The organism is Paenibacillus sp. HGF5 (assembly GCF_000204455.1).
Taxonomy (GTDB): Bacteria; Bacillota; Bacilli; order Paenibacillales; family Paenibacillaceae; genus Paenibacillus_AQ; species Paenibacillus_AQ lautus_A.
This window is the reverse complement of the sequence record NZ_AEXS01000156.1, coordinates 1-19,380: the sequence shown is the minus strand read 5'-3', so window position 1 is coordinate 19,380 and position 19,380 is coordinate 1. Positions and strand designations below refer to the sequence as shown.

At 51.6% G+C, this 19,380-nt stretch carries 19 protein-coding genes; 18 read left to right on the top strand and 1 reads right to left on the bottom strand.

Annotated features, from left to right (window positions below; translation table 11 throughout):
• The first annotated feature begins 358 nt into the window (after positions 1 to 358).
• From HMPREF9412_RS25385 to pssA, 17 genes are all read left to right on the top strand, one after another.
• A complete protein-coding gene (locus HMPREF9412_RS25385) occupies positions 359 to 1,396 on the top strand; it encodes an ABC transporter ATP-binding protein (protein ID WP_009594673.1) in 1,038 nt (345 codons plus the stop codon).
• Positions 1,389 to 2,147, top strand: a complete 759-nt coding sequence (locus tag HMPREF9412_RS25380; RefSeq protein WP_009594671.1) for an ABC transporter permease — start codon at positions 1,389 to 1,391, stop codon at positions 2,145 to 2,147. Before HMPREF9412_RS25385 ends, HMPREF9412_RS25380 begins: the two co-directional genes overlap by 8 nt.
• 45 nt (positions 2,148 to 2,192) lie before the next feature.
• Positions 2,193 to 2,558: a GntR family transcriptional regulator gene (locus HMPREF9412_RS25375; protein ID WP_009594678.1), complete on the top strand. Its 366-nt coding sequence runs from the start codon at positions 2,193 to 2,195 to the stop codon at positions 2,556 to 2,558.
• Positions 2,559 to 2,580: 22 nt separating this feature from the next.
• Entirely contained in the window at positions 2,581 to 3,285 is a 705-nt protein-coding gene (locus HMPREF9412_RS25370; RefSeq protein WP_009594668.1) for an ABC transporter ATP-binding protein, read from the top strand.
• Positions 3,282 to 4,028, top strand: coding sequence for a hypothetical protein (locus tag HMPREF9412_RS25365; RefSeq protein WP_009594660.1), 747 nt, complete (start codon positions 3,282 to 3,284; stop codon positions 4,026 to 4,028). Before HMPREF9412_RS25370 ends, HMPREF9412_RS25365 begins: the two co-directional genes overlap by 4 nt.
• 336 nt (positions 4,029 to 4,364) lie before the next feature.
• Positions 4,365 to 5,468, top strand: a complete 1,104-nt coding sequence (locus HMPREF9412_RS25360; protein WP_175320805.1) for an amidohydrolase/deacetylase family metallohydrolase — start codon at positions 4,365 to 4,367, stop codon at positions 5,466 to 5,468.
• Positions 5,446 to 6,549, top strand: a complete 1,104-nt coding sequence (locus HMPREF9412_RS25355) for a DgaE family pyridoxal phosphate-dependent ammonia lyase (RefSeq protein WP_009594664.1) — start codon at positions 5,446 to 5,448, stop codon at positions 6,547 to 6,549. The genes HMPREF9412_RS25360 and HMPREF9412_RS25355 overlap by 23 nt, the downstream gene beginning before the upstream one ends.
• Position 6,550: 1 nt before the next feature.
• Positions 6,551 to 7,306: a 2-dehydro-3-deoxy-phosphogluconate aldolase gene (gene dagF / locus HMPREF9412_RS25350; protein ID WP_009594663.1), complete on the top strand. Its 756-nt coding sequence runs from the start codon at positions 6,551 to 6,553 to the stop codon at positions 7,304 to 7,306.
• Positions 7,299 to 8,315: a sugar kinase gene (locus HMPREF9412_RS25345; protein ID WP_009594662.1), complete on the top strand. Its 1,017-nt coding sequence runs from the start codon at positions 7,299 to 7,301 to the stop codon at positions 8,313 to 8,315. Before dagF ends, HMPREF9412_RS25345 begins: the two co-directional genes overlap by 8 nt.
• A gap of 8 nt (positions 8,316 to 8,323) precedes the next feature.
• On the top strand, positions 8,324 to 9,040 hold the full coding sequence (locus HMPREF9412_RS25340) for a GntR family transcriptional regulator (RefSeq protein ID WP_009594670.1): 717 nt from the start codon (positions 8,324 to 8,326) through the stop codon (positions 9,038 to 9,040).
• A gap of 344 nt (positions 9,041 to 9,384) precedes the next feature.
• On the top strand, positions 9,385 to 9,846 hold the full coding sequence (locus tag HMPREF9412_RS25335; protein ID WP_009594675.1) for a CtsR family transcriptional regulator: 462 nt from the start codon (positions 9,385 to 9,387) through the stop codon (positions 9,844 to 9,846).
• Between the two features lie 24 nt (positions 9,847 to 9,870).
• A complete protein-coding gene (locus HMPREF9412_RS25330) occupies positions 9,871 to 10,395 on the top strand; it encodes a hypothetical protein (protein ID WP_009594667.1) in 525 nt (174 codons plus the stop codon).
• Positions 10,396 to 10,433: 38 nt separating this feature from the next.
• Positions 10,434 to 11,498, top strand: a complete 1,065-nt coding sequence (locus HMPREF9412_RS25325) for a protein arginine kinase (protein WP_009594672.1) — start codon at positions 10,434 to 10,436, stop codon at positions 11,496 to 11,498.
• Positions 11,499 to 11,617: 119 nt separating this feature from the next.
• Complete coding sequence (clpC, locus tag HMPREF9412_RS25320; RefSeq protein ID WP_009594674.1) at positions 11,618 to 14,074, top strand: ATP-dependent protease ATP-binding subunit ClpC; 2,457 nt, start codon at positions 11,618 to 11,620, stop codon at positions 14,072 to 14,074.
• Positions 14,075 to 14,563: 489 nt separating this feature from the next.
• Entirely contained in the window at positions 14,564 to 15,931 is a 1,368-nt protein-coding gene (gene radA / locus HMPREF9412_RS25315; RefSeq protein ID WP_009594669.1) for a DNA repair protein RadA, read from the top strand.
• 13 nt (positions 15,932 to 15,944) lie between these two features.
• Entirely contained in the window at positions 15,945 to 17,021 is a 1,077-nt protein-coding gene (gene disA / locus HMPREF9412_RS25310; RefSeq protein ID WP_009594677.1) for a DNA integrity scanning diadenylate cyclase DisA, read from the top strand.
• A gap of 49 nt (positions 17,022 to 17,070) precedes the next feature.
• On the top strand, positions 17,071 to 17,805 hold the full coding sequence (gene pssA, locus HMPREF9412_RS25305; RefSeq protein ID WP_228468840.1) for a CDP-diacylglycerol--serine O-phosphatidyltransferase: 735 nt from the start codon (positions 17,071 to 17,073) through the stop codon (positions 17,803 to 17,805).
• Between the two features lie 126 nt (positions 17,806 to 17,931).
• On the opposite strand, the gene HMPREF9412_RS25300 is transcribed toward pssA, so the two are convergent.
• Positions 17,932 to 18,327, bottom strand: coding sequence for a hypothetical protein (locus HMPREF9412_RS25300; RefSeq protein ID WP_009594665.1), 396 nt, complete (start codon positions 18,325 to 18,327; stop codon positions 17,932 to 17,934).
• Between the two features lie 280 nt (positions 18,328 to 18,607).
• Here HMPREF9412_RS25300 and HMPREF9412_RS25295 point away from each other — a divergent pair.
• Positions 18,608 to 19,380: PIN/TRAM domain-containing protein (locus HMPREF9412_RS25295; protein WP_009594666.1), on the top strand; the 773-nt coding region annotated here is incomplete at its 3' end.

The window sequence follows — 19,380 nt, the reverse complement described above, 5'->3', positions numbered from 1 at the left end:
AACAACCATAAAGACCGTTATCGAGTAATCGATAGCGGTCTTTTCCTATTACCCTAAGAGTGAGGCGTTCTCAATACTTGCCCTAAAAGACGATCCTACAGGATCGTCTTTTTTTGTTCGCGAAGATTCATCCCTCGCTTTTTCGCAATCCTCTTATATCACCATCATGGGTAGCAGCTCCCTGAGTGCACAAGTATGTGATGGAGACTCACTGGATAGAGCGGCCGACCCTTTGTACTGTAGCTCAACCCATACCTCGACTCAGTTTCTTCACACTGAAAAATTAGGCTTTACAGAACCAAACCACTAGTGTACTATTTAACTATGACACCGATACAAAAAGGAGTGGAACTAATACATGAGCGGAAACGATTCAAATAAAATGACAACGAATATAGAGAACGCCTCAGGGGAATGGGTTGATGGAATCAGTGGATCGGCCTCCACCAATAGGAAAGATGCCAAGAAAGGGCCCGTCGTCCTTACCGTCAATCAGGTCACCAAGACGATTGGAAAGAAGAACATCGTCGACAAGCTATCCTTTGACATTCATCGTGGCGAAATCGTTGGTTTGCTTGGACCGAACGGCGCAGGCAAAACAACAACCATTCGTATGATTGTAGGGTTGATCGAAATGAGCCAAGGCGATGTACTGGTCAAGGGACACAGCATCAAGTCCGATTTCGTTCAAGCCGTCCGCCATATCGGGGGCATCATCGAGAATCCGGAATTTTACCCGTACATGAGCGGTTATGACAACCTGAGACAGTACCAGCGAATGTCCGAGGGAGTGACAATCACAAGAATCATGGAGGTTGTCAAGCTTGTCGGGCTGCAGGACGCCATACACAAGAAGGTTCGTGCTTATTCCCTTGGTATGCGCCAACGATTAGGAATCGCGCAGGCGCTGCTCCACAATCCGTCCATCCTTATTCTCGATGAGCCGACGAACGGACTGGATCCTGCCGGTATTCGCGAGATGCGGGATTATTTGAAACAAATCGCCAGAGATGAGGGAATTGCCATTCTCGTATCCAGCCATCTGCTGTCGGAGATGGAGCTGATGTGCAGCCGCGTGGTGGTCATCCAGGAAGGCAAGTTTGTTACCGAGCGCTCAATTGGGGGGACGGTCGTGAATGAAGAGTTAACGACGGTAAGCCTCCGCGTGAATGATACGGCCATGGCGGAACAAACGGTTCAACATCTCAAAGGCATCACGCTGATCAATAACTCAGAGGAGGAGGGGATGATCACTCTTCAACTTCACGAAGAGGATATACCCACGCTGATCCAGTCACTGTGCGATGCACGCGTACGGATTTACCGGGTGGAAGAGATAAAATCATCACTTGAAGAAGAATTCTTGAAATGGACAGGAGGCAACCGCATTGCGTAGCTTTGGAAATCTCGTCTGGAACGAATGGCTCAAAATGTTTAAGAAACGAAGTTTCTTCTTGCCATATGCGCTTTTGGCTGGAATGGTGATCTTCACGGCGTTCTTGCTCTTTAAATTTTCCGATGGCGGCAGCACCGGCTACGAATTTGCCCAGATCGCTGTAACCACCAAGGGAATGGGGCAAGTGCTGACCCTGCTTGCCATTGTTGTGACGGCAGGAGCCGTAGCGAAGGAACACAGCATGGGAACGATCAAATTGCTGCTTATACGCGCACAGAGCCGCACCAAAATTTTGGCATCGAAATATGTGGCCGTATTGATTTACATCTTAACACTGGTGGCCTTCATGTTTGCTGTAGCCGTGCTGACAGGACAAATTACGTTCGGCATGGATGTCGGCTCCGTTACGCTAGGCGATGTGCTCATTGGAGCGGTGAACAACCTGGTGTATACGATCGTTTATGTAACGCTGACCTTTATGGTAGGCATTCTAACGAGATCCACCGGTCCTGCGATCGGTATCGGAATGTTCATGGTCATTATGGAAAGCATGGTGGTACAGCTGCTTGCACGTTATTCCTGGTCCAAGTACCTGCTGTTCCTCAACGTGGATCTTTCCCTGTACAGCGGAGGCGCAAGCTCCCCGGTACCAGGCATGAGCTTAACGTTCTCAATTATTGTGCTCGCTGTATATCTCCTCTTGTTTCTTGCGACAGGCTTTGTTACGTTTAAAAAACGGGATGTCGCATAAGGAGCCTGAGTTCGAGGTAGAGCGGCGGAAAGGAGCAACCCGACAGTGAGTATCGAATTTGACAATAATCTGCCGATCTATTTACAGATCATGACGTATCTGAAGAAAGAAATCATCATCGGCAAACTTCTGCCCGGTGATAAAATCCCATCGGTTCGAGAATTAGCGAGTGAGCTTCAAATAAATCCAAACACGGTGCAGCGAACTTTTCAGGAATTGGAGCGTGAGGGTATTGTGGAGACGCGGCGGGGATTGGGCCGATACGTAACTAGCGAGGAATCGAAAATCATGGAAATCAAAAAAGAAATGGCCGGCGATCTGCTGGAACGGTTTATACGCGGCATGCAGGAACTCGGCTTTAAAGATCAGGATATCATTACGATCGTGGAAGATGCTGTGAAGCAGCCATGATCCAAAAAGCGGAGGTGAGTCCATGGTGGAAAATCTGTTACAGGTACGAAGCGTGACCAAAACGTATGCCGGTAAACGCAGAGCGCTGCATGATGTCAATCTGGATATCAGCGGAGGCAAAATCATCGGCTTGCTGGGTACCAACGGCAGCGGCAAGAGCACACTGATGAAGATTGCAGCCGGGTTGATCCAGCCTACGGCAGGTGCCGTTTACGTGAACGGCAAACCCGTGGGGCTGGAGACTAAAGCCAGCGTGTCCTTCATGCCGGACCGGCCGATGACGGAATCCTGGATGAAGGTCTCGGATGCGGTGGCGTACTTCAAGGATTTTTATGAGGATTTTAATGTAGAGAAGGCAAACAGAATGCTGGACTTCATGAATTTAAAGACCAATGATCGCATTAGCTCCCTGTCCAAAGGGATGAATGAGCGCCTGCAGTTAACGCTCGCATTGTCCCGCGAAGCGAAGTTGTATATGCTGGATGAACCCATCGGCGGGGTGGATCCCGTAGCCCGAGGAAAAATTTTGGATGCCATCGTTGAATTCTACAACGAGGACAGCAGCATCATGGTTTCGACCCATCTGGTACGGGACATCGAACGGATATTTGATGAAGTGATCTTCATTCGCAACGGCGAGGTTGCCATGCATGACGAAGTGGAGAACATCCGCCTAAAACACGGAAAAAGCGTGGATGAGATGTTTAAAGAGGTGTATGCGGAATGATGAGACTGCTGAAATACGACTGGAAGAGAAACTCGACCACGCTGCTCGGAGCATTTGCGATTCTTCTTATCGTGCAGATCGCGATCACGGTGACAGGTTCGATAAGGGATTGGGAGCTAGGATTGAGTTTGGGTTTAAGCATGCTGGCTTACGGATCGGTGAGCGTCTTGCTGCTGGTTGTTACCAGCAAGAACTTCGACTATAACATCAAGGCATATCACCGGCGTCTGCTCCCCGTCCGTTCCGTCTGGAGCGTGGTTTCCTCCCTCATTCTGGCGTGCGCGAGTATACTGGCGCTGTGTATACTGATGGCGCTGCATTTGTGGTACTATTGGAACGCTGCCGGCATCCCATGGGAAATGATCCGTTTTTCCGATTATCCTGTTATGTATTATGTTGGTCTCGCCCTGTTGACGGCATGGAAATTCATCTTCCTGATGATTACGATATTTTTTGCCATTGCCGTGGCCAACAGCATCACGAAGAAAGGCAGCGTATGGATCGGCATTCTGGTGTTCTTTGTATTGCATAATGTCCTGTCCTGGATCAGCCAGCTGTTCTTCGGAGAAGAGGCAGCATGGGTCGGGCCGATGGCGACCATTTCCTTCGAGAATGAGGCGGATTTTACCGTGTCTGCCGCGCAGTATACGTTAGCATGGGGGGCATTTGTTTTTGAATTCATTGTGGCAGCCTTGATCCTATATGCCACGGTGTATCTCGTTGATCGGAAGGTTGAGGTCTAACATCAAGGGATATGAGGATTTAATACTATAAACGGACCAAAGAAACTGCCTATCCAAGGCAGTTTTTTTGGTATGAAGCGAGAAGGAATCCGGCTAGGAATACAGAACTAGAACCTGAGCAGTATGGTGCAACCATCCATGGACTCCGTTTTTATAGGCAAGAGATAGAGGATAAAATCCGAAAATTGATTTAAACATTATAACGTTATATTCACGTCCAGGATGTTCTGTGCTATGCTATAACCATGGTATTAAGATAAAGCAATGCAAATCGGCGGTACTGAAGAGGATATAAGGCTGGTCCGGCAAGGCTGAAGGGGTGAAACGATGAAGATTTTGGAACAGCGTTTTGTTTTGCGCAACGTACAGACAGTGCATGATGAGAAGCCTTTTGACATTGTCATGGAGAACGGGTTCATTACCGAAATAACGGATGCGAATACGGCATCGGGTGACAACGGTTTTGACGGTACGGGATTATATGTGTCCAGCGGCTGGATCGATATGCACGTCCATGCGGTCGCCAAGCTGGAGCCTTATGGCGATGCCATTGACGAGATCGGGGTTCAGCAAGGGGTCGCTACCATTATCGATGCAGGAAGCTGCGGCGCGGATACGATTGGAGAATTGGCAGCCGAGGTTGCCAGGGCCAAGACCAATGTGTTTGCATTTTTGAATATTTCCCATATTGGACTTCAGCGGATCGACGAGCTTTCCAGTTTGGAATGGATCGATCCTGAGAAGGCAGCAAAAGCGGTATTGACGTATCCCGACCTGATCATCGGGCTCAAGGCAAGAATCAGCAAAAGCGTAGTGAAGGACAATGGCGTAGAGCCGCTTCGACTCGCAAGGAAACTGTCCGGGAAAACGTCCCTGCCGCTGATGGTTCATATCGGATCAGGACCTCCTCCGATTGAAGAAGTGCTGGAGCTGCTTCAGAAGGACGACATTATCACTCATTATTTGAACGGGAAAGCCAACAATTTATTCGATTCGGACGGAAAGCCGATTCCTGCCCTGACCGAAGCGATTGCCCGCGGCGTTCATCTGGATGTCGGCCATGGTACGGCGAGCTTCTCGTTCCTGGTGGCTGAGTATGCGAAATCCCAGGGGATTAAGCCGGATACGATCAGCACCGATATTTATCGCGGCAATCGCATCCATGGTCCGGTGTACAGCCTGGCCAATGTCATGAGTAAGTTTCTGTATCTAGGATACGGCTTGCAGGAAGTGGTCGCTGCGGTAACGGACCATGCAGCAGCTTGGCTGGGCCGTCCGGAGCTGGGCCGAATCCAAGTCGGCGACGCTGCCCATTTGACGCTGTTCGCGGTGCGGCAGGGACCGATGAGTTTGACCGATTCCGAAGGGGAGACCCGAATCGCGGACCGATATATCGAAGCCAAAGGAGTGGTAGTCAATGGATCATTCATTACATGCTAAATACGGGTTGAAACGCGTGGTTAACGCCAGCGGGCGCATGAGCATTCTTGGCGTGTCGGCACCGACGGATACCGTCATGGAAGCCATGCGGATCGGTGGACAGAGTTACGTGGAAATCGCGGATCTGGTAGATAAAGCAGGCGATTACATGGCGCGCATTCTCGGTTCCGAAGCGGCGGTTGTCGTCAATTCGGCTTCCAGCGGCATCGCTCTATCCGTGGCTGGTATCGTCACCGAGGGCAATCGCAGGCACAGTGACCGACTGCATCAGGAGCCGATTGCCAAGAACGAGATCATCCTGTTCAAGGGGCATAATGTGCAGTATGGAGCTCCCGTTGAAACGATGGTGTATCTCGGAGGCGGCAAGGTCGTAGAGGTAGGGTACGCCAACGAAGGGCGTAAGGAGCATATTGCAGAAGCGATAAATGAACGGACCGCTGCCATTTTATACGTGAAATCCCATCACTGCGTGCAGAAAAACATGATTTCGGTGGAAGAAGCGGCAGAAGTGGCCCAGGCACATGGAATACCGCTGATCGTGGATGCCGCTGCCGAGGAGGATATCCAGAAGTATGTGAAGTACGGAGATCTGGCTATTTACAGCGGTTCTAAGGCAATCGAAGGTCCGACCTCCGGTATAGTAGGCGGCAAGCGCCAATACGTGGAATGGGTGAAGGCGCAGCTGCATGGCATTGGGCGGAGCATGAAGGTCGGCAAGGAAACGACGTTTGGATTGCTTCAGGCGCTGGATGAGTATATGGTGAAGGAAGATAAGAGCGATTTGGAGAAGGCGGCACTCGAGGAAATGAAGTCCTTATCGAAATTGCCGGGTATTGAGGTTGCGATCGTGCAGGACGAAGCGGGAAGAGCGATCTTCCGGGGACGCGTGAAGGTCAATGAGGAGGCGGCCGGGGTCAGCGCCAAATCCATGAACGATCAGCTGCGCGAAGGCGACATTGCGGTGTATACCCGGGATTACGGCGTACGCCAGGGGTATTTTGATATCGATCCTCGCTCGCTTTCCGGCGATGATTTGCGAGTCATTATAACAAGAATACAGCAGATTGCAGGGGGAAACTAAGATGGCAAACATGGAGAAACGTCTTTACAGAAACCGCGCGGCATTAAACGTTCTTGCAGGCAGCATTCAGAATGCGAAGGAAATATTCGAAGCTTCGGAAGGGCATGTTCTGGTCGGCGTATTGTCGAAAAATTACCCGAATGCGCAGGAAGCCGTCATGGCGATGAAGGAGTACGGAGCCGTCATCGAGGATGCCGTATCCATCGGCTTGGGTGCCGGCGATAACCGTCAAGCGGCGGTGGTCGCGGAGATCGTGAAGAGCTACCCGGGCACGCATATCAATCAGGTGTTTCCGGCGGTCGGTGCAACCCGTGCCAACCTGGACGGTGAAGAAAGCTGGATCAACAGCCTTGTGTCCCCTTCGGGACAAGTGGGCTACGTAAACATATCTACCGGACCGGTGAGCGCTGCCGGATCGGACAAAGCCATCGTCCCCGTAAAATCGGCAATTGCGCTTGTACGCGATATGGGCGGCAACGCACTGAAGTATTTCCCGATGCAGGGCTTGAAGCTTGAAGAGGAGTATCGTGCGGTAGCGAAGGCATGCGCGGAGGAAGGATTCGCGTTAGAGCCGACGGGCGGGATCGATAAAGAGAATTTCGAAGCCATCGTCCGCATCGCGTTCGAGGCAGGAGTACAGCAGGTCATTCCTCACGTATACTCCTCGATCATTGACTCGGCCAGCGGGGATACGATCATTAGCGATGTGCAAGAGCTGCACCTTAAGTTAAAAGCGCTGGTTGATCAATATGCCTAAGACGATCGCTGCATTTGGCGAAGTGATGATGCGTCTTCAAGTACCCGGCTATGCTTCCTTGGCACAAGAGAGCCACCTGAACTACTCTTTTTCCGGGACGGGCGTCAACATCGCGTCGGCCGTGGCAAGGTTTGGCCATGACGGCTACCTCGTCAGCACGCTGCCGGACAACCCGCTTGGCGAAGCGGCGATCTCATATCTGCGCAAGCTTGGGATCGGCACATCGCTCATTAGCCGCGGCGGCAAATATGTCGGCATGTACTTCCTGGAGAATGGGTTTGGCGTTAGACCCGGTCGCGTGACCTATACGGATCGCCTAGGCAGCAGCTTTAATACGGCGGAGGATGTCATGTACGATTTCGATGCGATTGCAGAAAAGATCGACATGATCCATTTTTGCGGCATCACCCTTTCCATGAACGACACCGTGCGGGGCCAGATGAAGGTCTTGGCTCGCAAGGTCAAGCAAAGCGGCGGAACGGTTGTGTTCGACTGCAACTACCGTCCTTCCTTATGGGGCGCGGACCGCTACGATTTTGCCAAGCCGCACTACGAGGAAATGCTGTCTTTGGCGGATATCGTCTTCATGAACGAGAAGGATGCCATCCATATCCTTGGCATGGAAACAACCAGGGAGGATCGGCACGAACAGCTGCAGGAGTTGATTCCGAAGGTGGCGGCGAGATATAATATTACGGTTGCGTCGGGTACCCACCGCAAGATCAACGGGGACAATACCCATTCCCTGCAAGGCTATCTTTACACGGATGGAGCGTTTCATTTTTCCAAAACGTTGTCGTTCTCCGTCCATGACCGCATCGGGGCGGGCGATGCCTATGCCAGCGGTGTGATTCACGGGATCTCGGAGGGATATGAGCCGGGCCGGACGGTTGATTTTGCCGCAGCGGCGGCGATGCTTGCCCATACGGTAACGGGAGATACGCCGACGGCGAACGAACGCGAAGTGCTTCAGGCGATGAGTCATCATATGTCTGACGTGGAAAGGTAGGAGGAAGCATGTCGATCACGCGGAAGAACGGTCCATTATACTTGCAAATCAAGAAGATCATTAAAGATCGGATTCTGCATGGGGTATATCCACTTGGTTCCCATATTCCTTCCGAGCCGCAGCTGGAACAGGAATTTAACGTCAGCAAAATGACGGTTCGCAATGCGATCCAGGAATTGTACCAGGAAGGGTATGTAGAGAAGCGCAGCGGTGTGGGAACGATCGTGACCCGGAACACGTCCTTTTCCAAGCTGTCCAAGGGGAAGCTGTTTACCGAGATTTTGGTTGAAGAGGGCCACCAGATCCGGAAGCGCCATCTGAAGACGGAATGGGTGCACAATGAACCGGAAAGCGAATTGTTCCTGAAATTCGGTGAGCGGTGCCTGCTGATCGAACGGCTGTATTTGCTGGACGGGAGCCCGTTTATCTACTACACCCATTACGTATCGTCCCTGGTGGACATGGGGGAGGAGTTCGATTCAAGCGAACTGCCTTCCTTGTATGAACGTATCGAGGAGAGTCAAATCACGCTGGAGAATTTCCGGGACCGTTTCCTGGCGACCGTGGCTAATGAGGAGATTGCCTCGCTGCTGGATGTAAGCGCCGGAACCCCGTTACTGAAGCGGTTGAGATCCTCCTACGACCAGACGGGCAGCATCATTGAATATAGCATCGGGTACTACAATACGGAGTTACAGCATTATTTGATCAGTTATGATGCTTAAGATATAGAAACGACAGGAAGAAGTGGCCATGAGAGACCGGTTTTAATCCGGAACGTTGGCTGCTTCTTTTTTTATTACTTCGGTTGAATTGTTCTTCGGAAAAGGGCTATAAGCGATTGAAGAAGTGGGTACAATAAGAATACATGCATAGCGCGAACATTTGAGAACTACCCTCTTGGCAAAATGAAAAAATGTGCTATAATGAGATCAAAGTCAAAGAAAGTCAAAGTCAACGAGGTTCGCTGATTTTGATTATGGTTAATCAACGTATAAGCAAGGCTCTGTGCGGACGTGTAAGATCACTATCCGTCTTAACGTTTCAAACAGTGGAGGATGAACAGACCATGCGTAATATCTCTGATATTATCGAACAATACCTGAAGAGCATTTTGCAGGAAAGTCCGGAAGGAACCGTCGAAATTCAACGGAATGATTTGGCGGAGCAATTTTCTTGCGTTCCTTCCCAGATCAATTACGTGATCAGCACTCGGTTCACGCTGGAGAAGGGCTTTCTTGTCGAGAGCAAGCGCGGCGGGGGCGGATACATACGCATCCAGCGTATCGAGCTTCCCCAGCATACTGCACTCCAGCAGCACCTTCATCATACCATCGGCAGCATGATCGACCAGACGGTAGCGGAAGGCTTGATCTACCAGTTGGAGGAATCCCGGTTTTTGACGAAGCGGGAGGCCAGCCTGATGCGGGCCGCCGTTTCAAGGGAATGCCTGAATGTGAAGCTTCCTTATCGGGATGAGCTGCGCGCAAGGATTATGAAGGCGATGCTTATTTCTTTATTAGGTAAGTGAGTCTGTGTAAGGAGGCATCGGAGTATGTTATGCCAAGAATGCGGTAAACGGCCGGCGACACTTCATTTCACCAAAATTGTGAACGGGGAGAAAACGGAGTTTCATTTTTGTGAAACTTGTGCCCGCGAAAAAGGGGAATTGATCCCCGGCACGTCGAATGGGTTTTCTATACACAGTTTGCTGTCAGGCCTGCTGGATCTGGATCCTTCAGGCAAGGGCCAGACCCCCGGTGCGAAAACGGCTCAGACGCTGCAATGCGAGGAATGCGGCATGACGTATTCCCAGTTCAGCAAGCTTGGCCGGTTCGGCTGCAGCTCGTGTTATAAATATTTCTCGGATCGATTGGATCCGTTGTTCAAGCGAGTCCATGGGGGAACCTCCCATGTGGGCAAAGTGCCGAAGCGTACCGGCGGCCGGATTCAGATCAAACGCCGGATCGATGAGCTTAAGAAGGAGCTTCAAATGAGGATCCTGCAGGAGGAATTTGAAGCGGCTGCCGAGATCCGGGACCAAATCCGTGAGCTGGAGCGTAACATTGCTCAGGGATAAGATCGTTACATTTTGCACTTTAGTAGGAGGAATGCGTGATGTCTAATCTCCGGTTTACCGATTCGGCGCTGAGCGAGTGGATGCGCGGGAACGGTCAGGATTCCGACATTGTCATCAGCACCCGCGTGAGGGTGGCGCGCAACCTGCAGCATCTTCCTTTCCCGCTGCTTGCAACGGATCAGCAGTCGGGAGAAGTGCTAGAGCGCCTGACCCATGTGTTAAAGGATAAGGAGGATTTGCAGGATTTCGGGCATTTGCATGTAATTAAATTAAGTGAGATTGATGAGCTGGATAAGAAGGTTCTCGTCGAGAAGCATCTGATCAGTCCCAATCTGGCAAATGAATCCCGAAACGGGGCCGTCATCCTTACCGAAGATGAATCCGTCAGCATTATGATCAATGAAGAGGATCACTTGCGCATACAGTGTCTGTATCCCGGATTCCAGGTTCGGGAGGCATGGAGCCGCGCGACGGCGCTGGATGATATTTTCGAATCCGAGATCGATTATGCTTTTGATGACAAACGCGGTTACCTAACGAGCTGTCCGACCAATGTCGGCACCGGCCTTCGCGCTTCGGTCATGATGCATCTGCCCGCGCTTGTCATGACGCAGCAGATCAATCGGATTCTCTCGGCCGTATCCCAGGTAGGTTTGACCGTTAGAGGAATTTACGGCGAGGGCAGCGAAGCTTTGGGCAACCTGTTTCAAATCTCGAATCAGATTACGCTCGGGCAAACCGAGTCGGAGATCATCGAGAATCTTCACAGCGTGGCCCTGCAGATTATCGAGCATGAGAAGAATGCCAGGGCGCGGCTCCTCAGTGAATCCAAGCTCCGTATTACGGACCGGGTCATGCGTTCATACGGCATCCTGTCCTATGCAGCGGTCATGGATTCCAAGGAAGCGGCTCAGCGCTTGTCCGATGTTCGGCTAGGCGTGGATCTCGGCCTGCTGGAAGGCCCGGAAATTCCGGTCATGAACGAGCTGAACGTGAAGACGCAGCCGGGATTTCTCCAGAAGACCTATGGAGAGGGCATGAATCCTTCCGAACGCGATATGTACAGGGCTAAGCTCATTCGGGAGACATTGGGCAACCGTTAAGAAGTTGTTAGTTATTATTTCTCGCTTTACAGTTGGATGACGGTATAAACGTCTTAGCTGGCGATACACCGAAATCCGCGAGGTTCAATATATTAATTGAAACGTGGAGGTGCAATACTATGATGTTTGGCAGATTTACGGAACGCGCACAAAAGGTGCTTGCATTGGCTCAGGAAGAAGCGGTACGCCTGGGTCACAACAATATCGGCACAGAACATATCCTGCTTGGACTAATTCGTGAGGGAGACGGCATTGCAGCCAAAGCGCTGATCGGACTTGGACTTGGTCTTGAGAAAATCCAGGACGAAGTAGAGACATTAATCGGACGCGGACAGGAGCAGCCAACCAACATTGCTTACACGCCTAGAGCGAAAAAAGTGATTGAGCTCTCCATGGACGAAGCCCGTAAGCTTGGCCATACCTATGTGGGAACCGAGCATATTCTGCTGGGGTTGATTCGCGAGGGCGAAGGGGTTGCGGCACGCGTGCTGAACAACCTGGGCATCAGCCTGAACAAAGCCCGTCAACAGGTGCTGCAGCTGCTGGGCAGCAGCGAAGCGGTGTCAAGCCATCATGGCACGCCGCAGAACGTGAGCACGCCTACACTGGACAGTCTCGCTCGGGATCTGACCGCCATTGCCAAGGAAGGCAATCTGGATCCGGTCATTGGCCGCAGCAAAGAAATCGAGCGCGTGATTCAGGTACTCAGCCGCCGGACCAAGAACAACCCGGTACTGATCGGTGAACCGGGGGTAGGTAAGACGGCGATCGCGGAAGGCTTGGCACAGCGCATCATTAACAATGAAATTCCGGAGACGCTGCGCGACAAACGCGTGATGACGCTGGATATGGGCTCAGTCGTAGCGGGCACGAAATACCGCGGCGAGTTTGAGGACCGCCTGAAAAAAATCATGGATGAGATTCGTCAAGCCGGCAACATCATTCTGTTCATCGATGAGCTGCATACCTTGATCGGCGCAGGCGGGGCAGAAGGAGCCATTGACGCTTCCAACATCCTTAAGCCTTCATTGGCGCGCGGAGAGCTTCAGTGCATCGGGGCTACCACGCTGGACGAATACCGCAAATACATTGAAAAAGACGCTGCACTCGAGCGCCGCTTCCAACCGATTACGGTGGATCAACCGTCGCCGGAGGAAGCCATTCAGATCCTGTATGGACTGCGTGACCGTTACGAAGCGCATCACCGCGTGAAAATTACCGATGAAGCGATTGAACAGGCCGTGAAATTGTCCGACCGCTACATTACGGACCGCTTTCTGCCGGATAAAGCGATTGACCTGATTGACGAGGCCGGTTCGAAAGTTCGTCTTCATACGTATACCATACCGCCAAATCTGAAAGATCAGGAAGCGCATCTGGAGGACATCCGCAAGGAGAAAGACGCGGCCGTCCAAAGCCAGGAATTCGAGAAAGCGGCAGCGCTGCGCGATACGGAGCAGAAGCTTCGCGAGGAGCTCGAAGTCACGAAGAATCAATGGAAAGAAAAACAAGGACGTACCGATTCGGAGGTAACGCCGGAGGACATTGCCGACGTTGTCGCCAACTGGACCGGTATTCCCGTCAATAAACTGAAGGAAGAAGAGACAGAGCGTCTTCTGAATCTGGAAGAAATTCTTCACAGCCGCGTAATCGGCCAAGAGGAAGCCGTCAAAGCCGTCAGCCGTGCGGTTCGCCGGGCACGCGCAGGACTGAAGGATCCGAAGCGCCCAATGGGCTCCTTCATCTTCCTGGGCCCTACCGGGGTAGGTAAAACCGAGCTGGCACGAGCTCTTGCCGAGGCCATGTTCGGAGATGAGAATGCGGTGGTGAGAATCGACATGTCCGAGTACATGGAGAAGCATTCCACGTCGCGTCTCGTCGGAGCGCCTCCGGGATACGTCGGCTACGAGGAAGGCGGTCAGCTGACCGAGAAAGTGCGCCGCAAGCCGTATTCCGTTGTCCTTCTCGATGAAATCGAGAAGGCGCATCCTGAAGTATTCAATATCCTGCTTCAAGTGCTGGAAGACGGACGCCTGACCGATTCGAAGGGCCGCGTGGTGGATTTCCGGAATACGCTGATCATCCTGACTTCCAACGTCGGGGCGGAAGCGATCAAGAAGAACTCCACGCTTGGATTTACCGCCGTGACGGATGCAGGCCGCGATTATAACAACATGAAAGGCAAAGTGATGGATGAGCTCAAGAAGAGCTTCCGTCCGGAGTTCTTGAACCGGATCGACGAGATCATCGTGTTCCACTCTCTGGAAGAGAAACACATTGCCGAAATCGTGACGCTGATGTCCGACGAGCTGCGTAAGCGCCTGAAAGAATTCGAGGTGCATTTCGAACTCACGGACAAGGCGAAGGCCTTCATAGCGAAGGAAGGATACGATCCGGCCTTCGGTGCCCGTCCGCTGCGCCGGGCTATCCAGAAGCACATCGAGGATCGCCTCTCCGAGGAGCTGCTGAAAGGCAATGTTGCCAAGGGCGACTCGCTTGTCATCGATGAAGCGAACGGCGAACTGGTTGTGAATAAGAACCAAAGTGTCACGGCCGCTTCGGCCGAAACGGAATAAGAATCGTATGCAACCCCGCCTGAGTTACATCCGGCGGGGTTTTTTTGTTTTAAATGTTAACGGAAAATGAAGGCTTTGTATGGGGCAGATCCATGGATGCTTAGTAGTTATATGGATGAATGGCATATTACGAAAACAGACCCCTGATGTATCAACCGAGCGGAGAGGACGGAATCGTTCTGAAGAAGCGACAGCGGTAGCCTTTAAAACCGGGAAACCATATTTCAATGGCAGTTTCATGGTTCTAACAGCGAGCGTAAGAACGATCCTGCAGCGAAGCGGATGGACAGGTTTTCAGTTATATTTTGTGAAATTAACGCCTTTTTCTCCCTGGTTCCTTCAAATTTGAAACAATTCCATTTCATCCAGCGTAAAGTTTCCAATTAACCTTTACGTTGAATTATAAGAAATGGTAAACTTTGAGTAATGCCTGAATTTGCAGGGTTTTACGGAATCCGACAAATGATGCGCGACATAAAGGAGACTCACATGGCAAAAACTAAGACGAAATTTTTCTGTACCGAATGCGGCTATGAAGCGCCCAAATGGTTCGGAAAATGTCCGGGCTGCCAATCATGGAATTCCATGGTAGAGGAGACCGAGACGGTAATCAAGACCCAGGGGATGAATTCCCCTCTTTTTCATAGTAAAGAAAAACCCCTTTCGATCATAAATATAGAAAGCGGTAAAGAACCCAGAATCCAGACGGGCATTGCGGAATTGAACCGCGTGCTCGGGGGCGGGCTGGTCCCGGGCTCGCTCGTGCTAGTCGGCGGCGATCCCGGCATCGGCAAATCCACGCTCCTGCTTCAAGCCTCCAACCGACTGGCCCAGAACGGCATTCGCGTTCTGTACATTTCCGGTGAGGAATCCGTGCGCCAGACCAAACTGCGCGCTGACCGGCTCGGGGCGCTGTCCCCGGAGCTGTTTGTCCTCTGCGAAACCAATCTGGAATCGATCGAGGAAGCCATTGAGAACGTACAGCCTGGCTTCGTTGTCATTGACTCCATTCAGACGGTGTACTTGCCTGAGGTAACCAGCGCGCCGGGCAGCGTATCCCAGGTTCGGGAATGCACGGCCCGCTTTATGAGGCTGGCGAAGGTGAAGGGCATTGCGACCGTCCTTGTCGGACATGTGACAAAAGAAGGCGCCATTGCAGGTCCAAGGATGCTGGAACACATGGTGGATTGTGTGCTTTATTTTGAGGGAGAGCGTCATCATACTTACCGCTTGCTTCGCGCGGTGAAGAATCGTTTCGGTTCGACCAATGAGATTGGCATTTTTGAGATGGGTGAGGATGGGCTTCGGGAAGTCGGGAATCCATCGGAACTCTTTTTATCCGAACGGCCTTTGGGCGTAGCGGGTTCGACCGTAGTTGCAAGCATGGAGGGGACGCGCCCGGTTCTGGTAGAACTGCAGGCGCTCATCTCTACGACGCACTTTCCGTCACCGCGCCGGATGGGCACAGGGGTGGACCATCACCGCATGAACCTGATCATCGCCGTGCTGGAGAAACGGATGGGGATGTACCTGCAAACCCAAGACGCCTACCTGAACGTAGCGGGCGGCGTGAAGCTCGATGAACCTGCGGTGGATCTGGCCATAGCGGTCAGCATCGCATCCAGCTTCCGCGACATACCGACCAAGCCGTACGACGTTATTTTTGGCGAGGTGGGACTGACCGGCGAGGTTCGCGCCGTTTCAAGAGCGGAGCAGAGGGTAAGAGAAGCCGAGAAGCTGGGTTTTAAGCGCGTTCTCATGCCGGAGAAGAGTTTGAAGGGATGGAAGCATCCGAAAGGAATACAAATTATAGGAGTCAACACCGTTGCAGATGCATTAGCGGTTGCGTTAGATTAGGGGGCATACGAAGGTGAAAGAAACGAGCCAACTGGACAAAATGAATGATTTGCTAAAGCTGGTAGCACCGGGAACGCCGTTTCGCGACGGACTGGAGAACGTGCTGCGGGCGAAGACGGGCGCCCTGATCGTTGTAGGCTACAGCCCGGAGGTAATGGAAGTTGTCGACGGCGGCTTCTCCATTAACTGCGATTTTTCGCCAAACTATTTATACGAGCTCGCTAAGATGGACGGCGCCATCATCTTGAGTGAAGACTTAAAACGAATCTTATATGCGAATACCCAGCTGATCCCGGATTCCTCGATCTCTTCCATCGAGACAGGAATACGGCACAGAACGGCGGAGCGGGTGGCGAAGCAGACGGGCAAGCTGGTTGTGTCCATCTCGCAGCGCCGTAACATTATTACGCTGTACCAAGGATCGCTGCGGTATGCATTGAAGGAAATCGGCGTCATCTTAACCAAGGCGAATCAGGCCATACAGACGCTGGAGCGATACCGCGTGGTGCTTAACCAATCGTTGACCAACCTCTCGGCATCCGAATTCGAAGAGCTGGTCACCATCCCGGAAGTCGTGAACGTCATACAGCGGGTGGAGATGGTGCTCCGCATCAAGAAGGAGATCAAGCGCTACATCAACGAGCTCGGCAACGAAGGCCGACTGATCAGCATGCAGATGGATGAGCTTGTGAGCAATATGGAGGAGGAGGCTTGGCTGCTGTATGCAGACTATGCCCGGGAATACAGCGAGGAGAAGATCCGTGAGATCATTCTCGCGCTTAAGCGTTCAACGGATGAGGAGCTGCTGGACATTCATCATATCGTACGGCTTCTTGGATACCCGGCTTCCGCCGCTGCTTCGGAGGAAGAAATCCTGCCGCGCGGTTACCGGATATTGAACAAAATCCCGCGCCTTCCGAATGTGATCATCCGCAACCTGGTGGACCAGTTCCATGACTTATCCAGCATTATGACCGCTTCCATCCATGAGCTGGATGAAGTAGACGGGATCGGCGAGGTTCGGGCACGCACCATCAAAGAAGGCTTGAAACGCTTGCAGGAACAAGTATTCATTGACAGACAAATCTAAAAGCCCTACAATCGATGTTCGAACGTACATGAACGAGGTGAATATAAAAATGACGAAATCAATTCCGAACATGTTTACTTTAGGTAATCTGTTTCTCGGAATGATTGGTATCATCTTGGCGACGGAAGGTCGAACGAGTATGGCTGCCATTATGATTATCATTGCCATGCTCCTTGACGGACTGGATGGTCGGGTAGCTCGGGCCTTGAATGCCCAAAGCGAATTCGGCAAGGAACTTGACTCCTTGTCCGATGTGATTTCATTTGGCGTAGCACCGGCACTTATTATGTATACCGTAGCGTTTACGGATATTAATACCGCATTGGCTTGGACAGTGACCGCCATATTTCCGATGTGCGGCGCACTGCGGCTTGCAAGATTCAATGTTCGTCCGGGCATCCCGGGATATTTTATCGGCCTGCCGATCCCCGCAGCGGGAGGCGTGCTCGCCACCCTGGCGTTGTTCCATGAAGAGATTACAGCACCTTATATGATTTTTGCCGTATTATTGCTTTCTTACCTCATGGTTAGCTCAGTCAAGTACCCGAATTTCAAAAAGATCGGCATTCCGAAAACCGCGATTAAATTTACGCCTTTGGTCATCATTGGCGCCGTGATGGTAGCCGTGTTCTTTCCGGAGCAGACTTCCATGCTGATCTTCGTGCCTTTGGTGTTGTATGCTGGTTACGGCTTGAAGCAGAATTTCCGCAGGCTGAACCGTAAAAACCGTCGCAAAAAAGATGACCGCAATTCCGATGAAGCCTATCAGTCTTCGGACCGATAAACGGATGGAAGGACATATATCCAAATAAAAAGCATTTATTTCCCTGCGAGGAGCAGCGAGATAAATGCTTTTTTTGTATGCATGGAGCACCTTGCCGTTAAGGTCCGTTTTGGTATGTAAGCGGCTTTACGACAGGTTGAAGAGACCCAATGTGGAGCATTTCTGCGACTCCTTGACAACAACCTCATCCAGTTGAATGTCCAGAAGATTCGCAAGGGCAGACATATAAAATAGGTTGCGACCAAGCTCGGTGCTTACCGCTTCGCGGCAATTCTCGCACAGATGGCCTTCGACGTGCGTGCCTGCCAATTCCCGGGCTGATTCGAGATCAGCGCCGATATCGAAGGTTTGCTTCGTGGCGTGGAGCTCGATGCATCCGCATTCTGTGATGGCCTTGGTGACGGCCCGGTTGACTGAAGCATTGCTTTGACCATTTTTAGACAGAACATCCAAGAGACTGCGGTGACGGAGCAACAATTCGGAAACTTGGTCCTGAAAAGCCTGTAAACTAGGAGCGCTCATTTATACATCCACCTCGATATTATGAATTGAGTTCATTATATTCCACTACTTCAGCCGATTTCAACCAGTTTCAGGCGTGTAAAGGCGGTCAATTCCAGTTGTGAGGTCGATGTCAGCACACGTCAAAGCCTGATGGGTGTAGGTAAAAACAGGCAGGTCATCGCATCCGGAAACTTTATAAGAAAAACTTCAATCGGCACGATTACGACTTTGCAAATTGGACCATACTGGAAATAGAAGCCAAGATTATCAGGTATAAAAAGGAGGTGTGCGGAAGCTCATGTTAAAAAAAGCTATCTTAGCATTTACGGTATTATGCGGAGCATGGGGCGGGTATACGTTATATCATACAATGGAACGGTCTTTCTCAGGGCTCTCGCCTATGTTTGGACAAGGAATATTTGCAGCGGGAAGCGGAGCCTTCGCGGTGCTTGGAGGATTATTGTTTGGCATGATCGGCGTGCTGTCGGCGGATCGGGTAACGAGATGGCTGCACAGCCTGATCTCTTCGTTCTCGCGGATCCCGATGAATGAGCTGGCCGCGGGAACGGCGGGATTGTTAAGCGGCTTGCTGCTGTCTTTATTGCTCTCACCGGGGTTATCCTTGCTCGGACAAGCGGGGCAGCTGCTGCAGGTCGGCATCACGCTGCTCGGCGGCTACATCGGTTTACGCATTGGATTGGAGAAGAAGGATGAACTGGCTTCCCTATGGATGTCGGGGAAGTGGAGCCAAACCGCCGAACCGGAAGGTCGGCGAGTGGAGGAACATAAAATTCTGGATACAAGCGTCATTATTGATGGCAGGATCGCAGATATTTGCAAAACCGGATTTATTGAAGGAACGATTGTCATTCCCGAATTCGTTCTGGAGGAGCTTCAGCATATTGCGGATTCCTCGGATCTTCTAAAGCGAAATCGCGGCCGGCGCGGGCTTGATATCTTGAACAAAATCCAGAAGGAACTCGATGTAAAGGTGCTTATCTACGAAGGCGACTTTGAGGAGATATCCGAAGTGGACAGCAAGCTGGTGAAACTCGCCAAAGTGCTTCAAGG

Bases quoted from the DNA above. Each gene is read 5' to 3' on its own strand.
- HMPREF9412_RS25340 (WP_009594670.1), top strand. From the start codon at position 8,324: ATGTCGATCACGCGGAAGAACGGTCCATTATACTTGCAAATCAAGAAG.
- HMPREF9412_RS25365 (WP_009594660.1), top strand. From the start codon at position 3,282: ATGATGAGACTGCTGAAATACGACTGGAAGAGAAACTCGACCACGCTG.
- HMPREF9412_RS25300 (WP_009594665.1), bottom strand. From the start codon at position 18,327: ATGAGCGCTCCTAGTTTACAGGCTTTTCAGGACCAAGTTTCCGAATTG.
- HMPREF9412_RS25335 (WP_009594675.1), top strand. From the start codon at position 9,385: ATGCGTAATATCTCTGATATTATCGAACAATACCTGAAGAGCATTTTG.
- HMPREF9412_RS25325 (WP_009594672.1), top strand. From the start codon at position 10,434: ATGTCTAATCTCCGGTTTACCGATTCGGCGCTGAGCGAGTGGATGCGC.
- dagF (WP_009594663.1), top strand. From the start codon at position 6,551: ATGGCAAACATGGAGAAACGTCTTTACAGAAACCGCGCGGCATTAAAC.
- clpC (WP_009594674.1), top strand. From the start codon at position 11,618: ATGATGTTTGGCAGATTTACGGAACGCGCACAAAAGGTGCTTGCATTG.
- HMPREF9412_RS25345 (WP_009594662.1), top strand. From the start codon at position 7,299: ATGCCTAAGACGATCGCTGCATTTGGCGAAGTGATGATGCGTCTTCAA.
- HMPREF9412_RS25330 (WP_009594667.1), top strand. From the start codon at position 9,871: ATGTTATGCCAAGAATGCGGTAAACGGCCGGCGACACTTCATTTCACC.
- HMPREF9412_RS25385 (WP_009594673.1), top strand. From the start codon at position 359: ATGAGCGGAAACGATTCAAATAAAATGACAACGAATATAGAGAACGCC.
- HMPREF9412_RS25355 (WP_009594664.1), top strand. From the start codon at position 5,446: ATGGATCATTCATTACATGCTAAATACGGGTTGAAACGCGTGGTTAAC.
- HMPREF9412_RS25370 (WP_009594668.1), top strand. From the start codon at position 2,581: ATGGTGGAAAATCTGTTACAGGTACGAAGCGTGACCAAAACGTATGCC.
- pssA (WP_228468840.1), top strand. From the start codon at position 17,071: ATGACGAAATCAATTCCGAACATGTTTACTTTAGGTAATCTGTTTCTC.
- radA (WP_009594669.1), top strand. From the start codon at position 14,564: ATGGCAAAAACTAAGACGAAATTTTTCTGTACCGAATGCGGCTATGAA.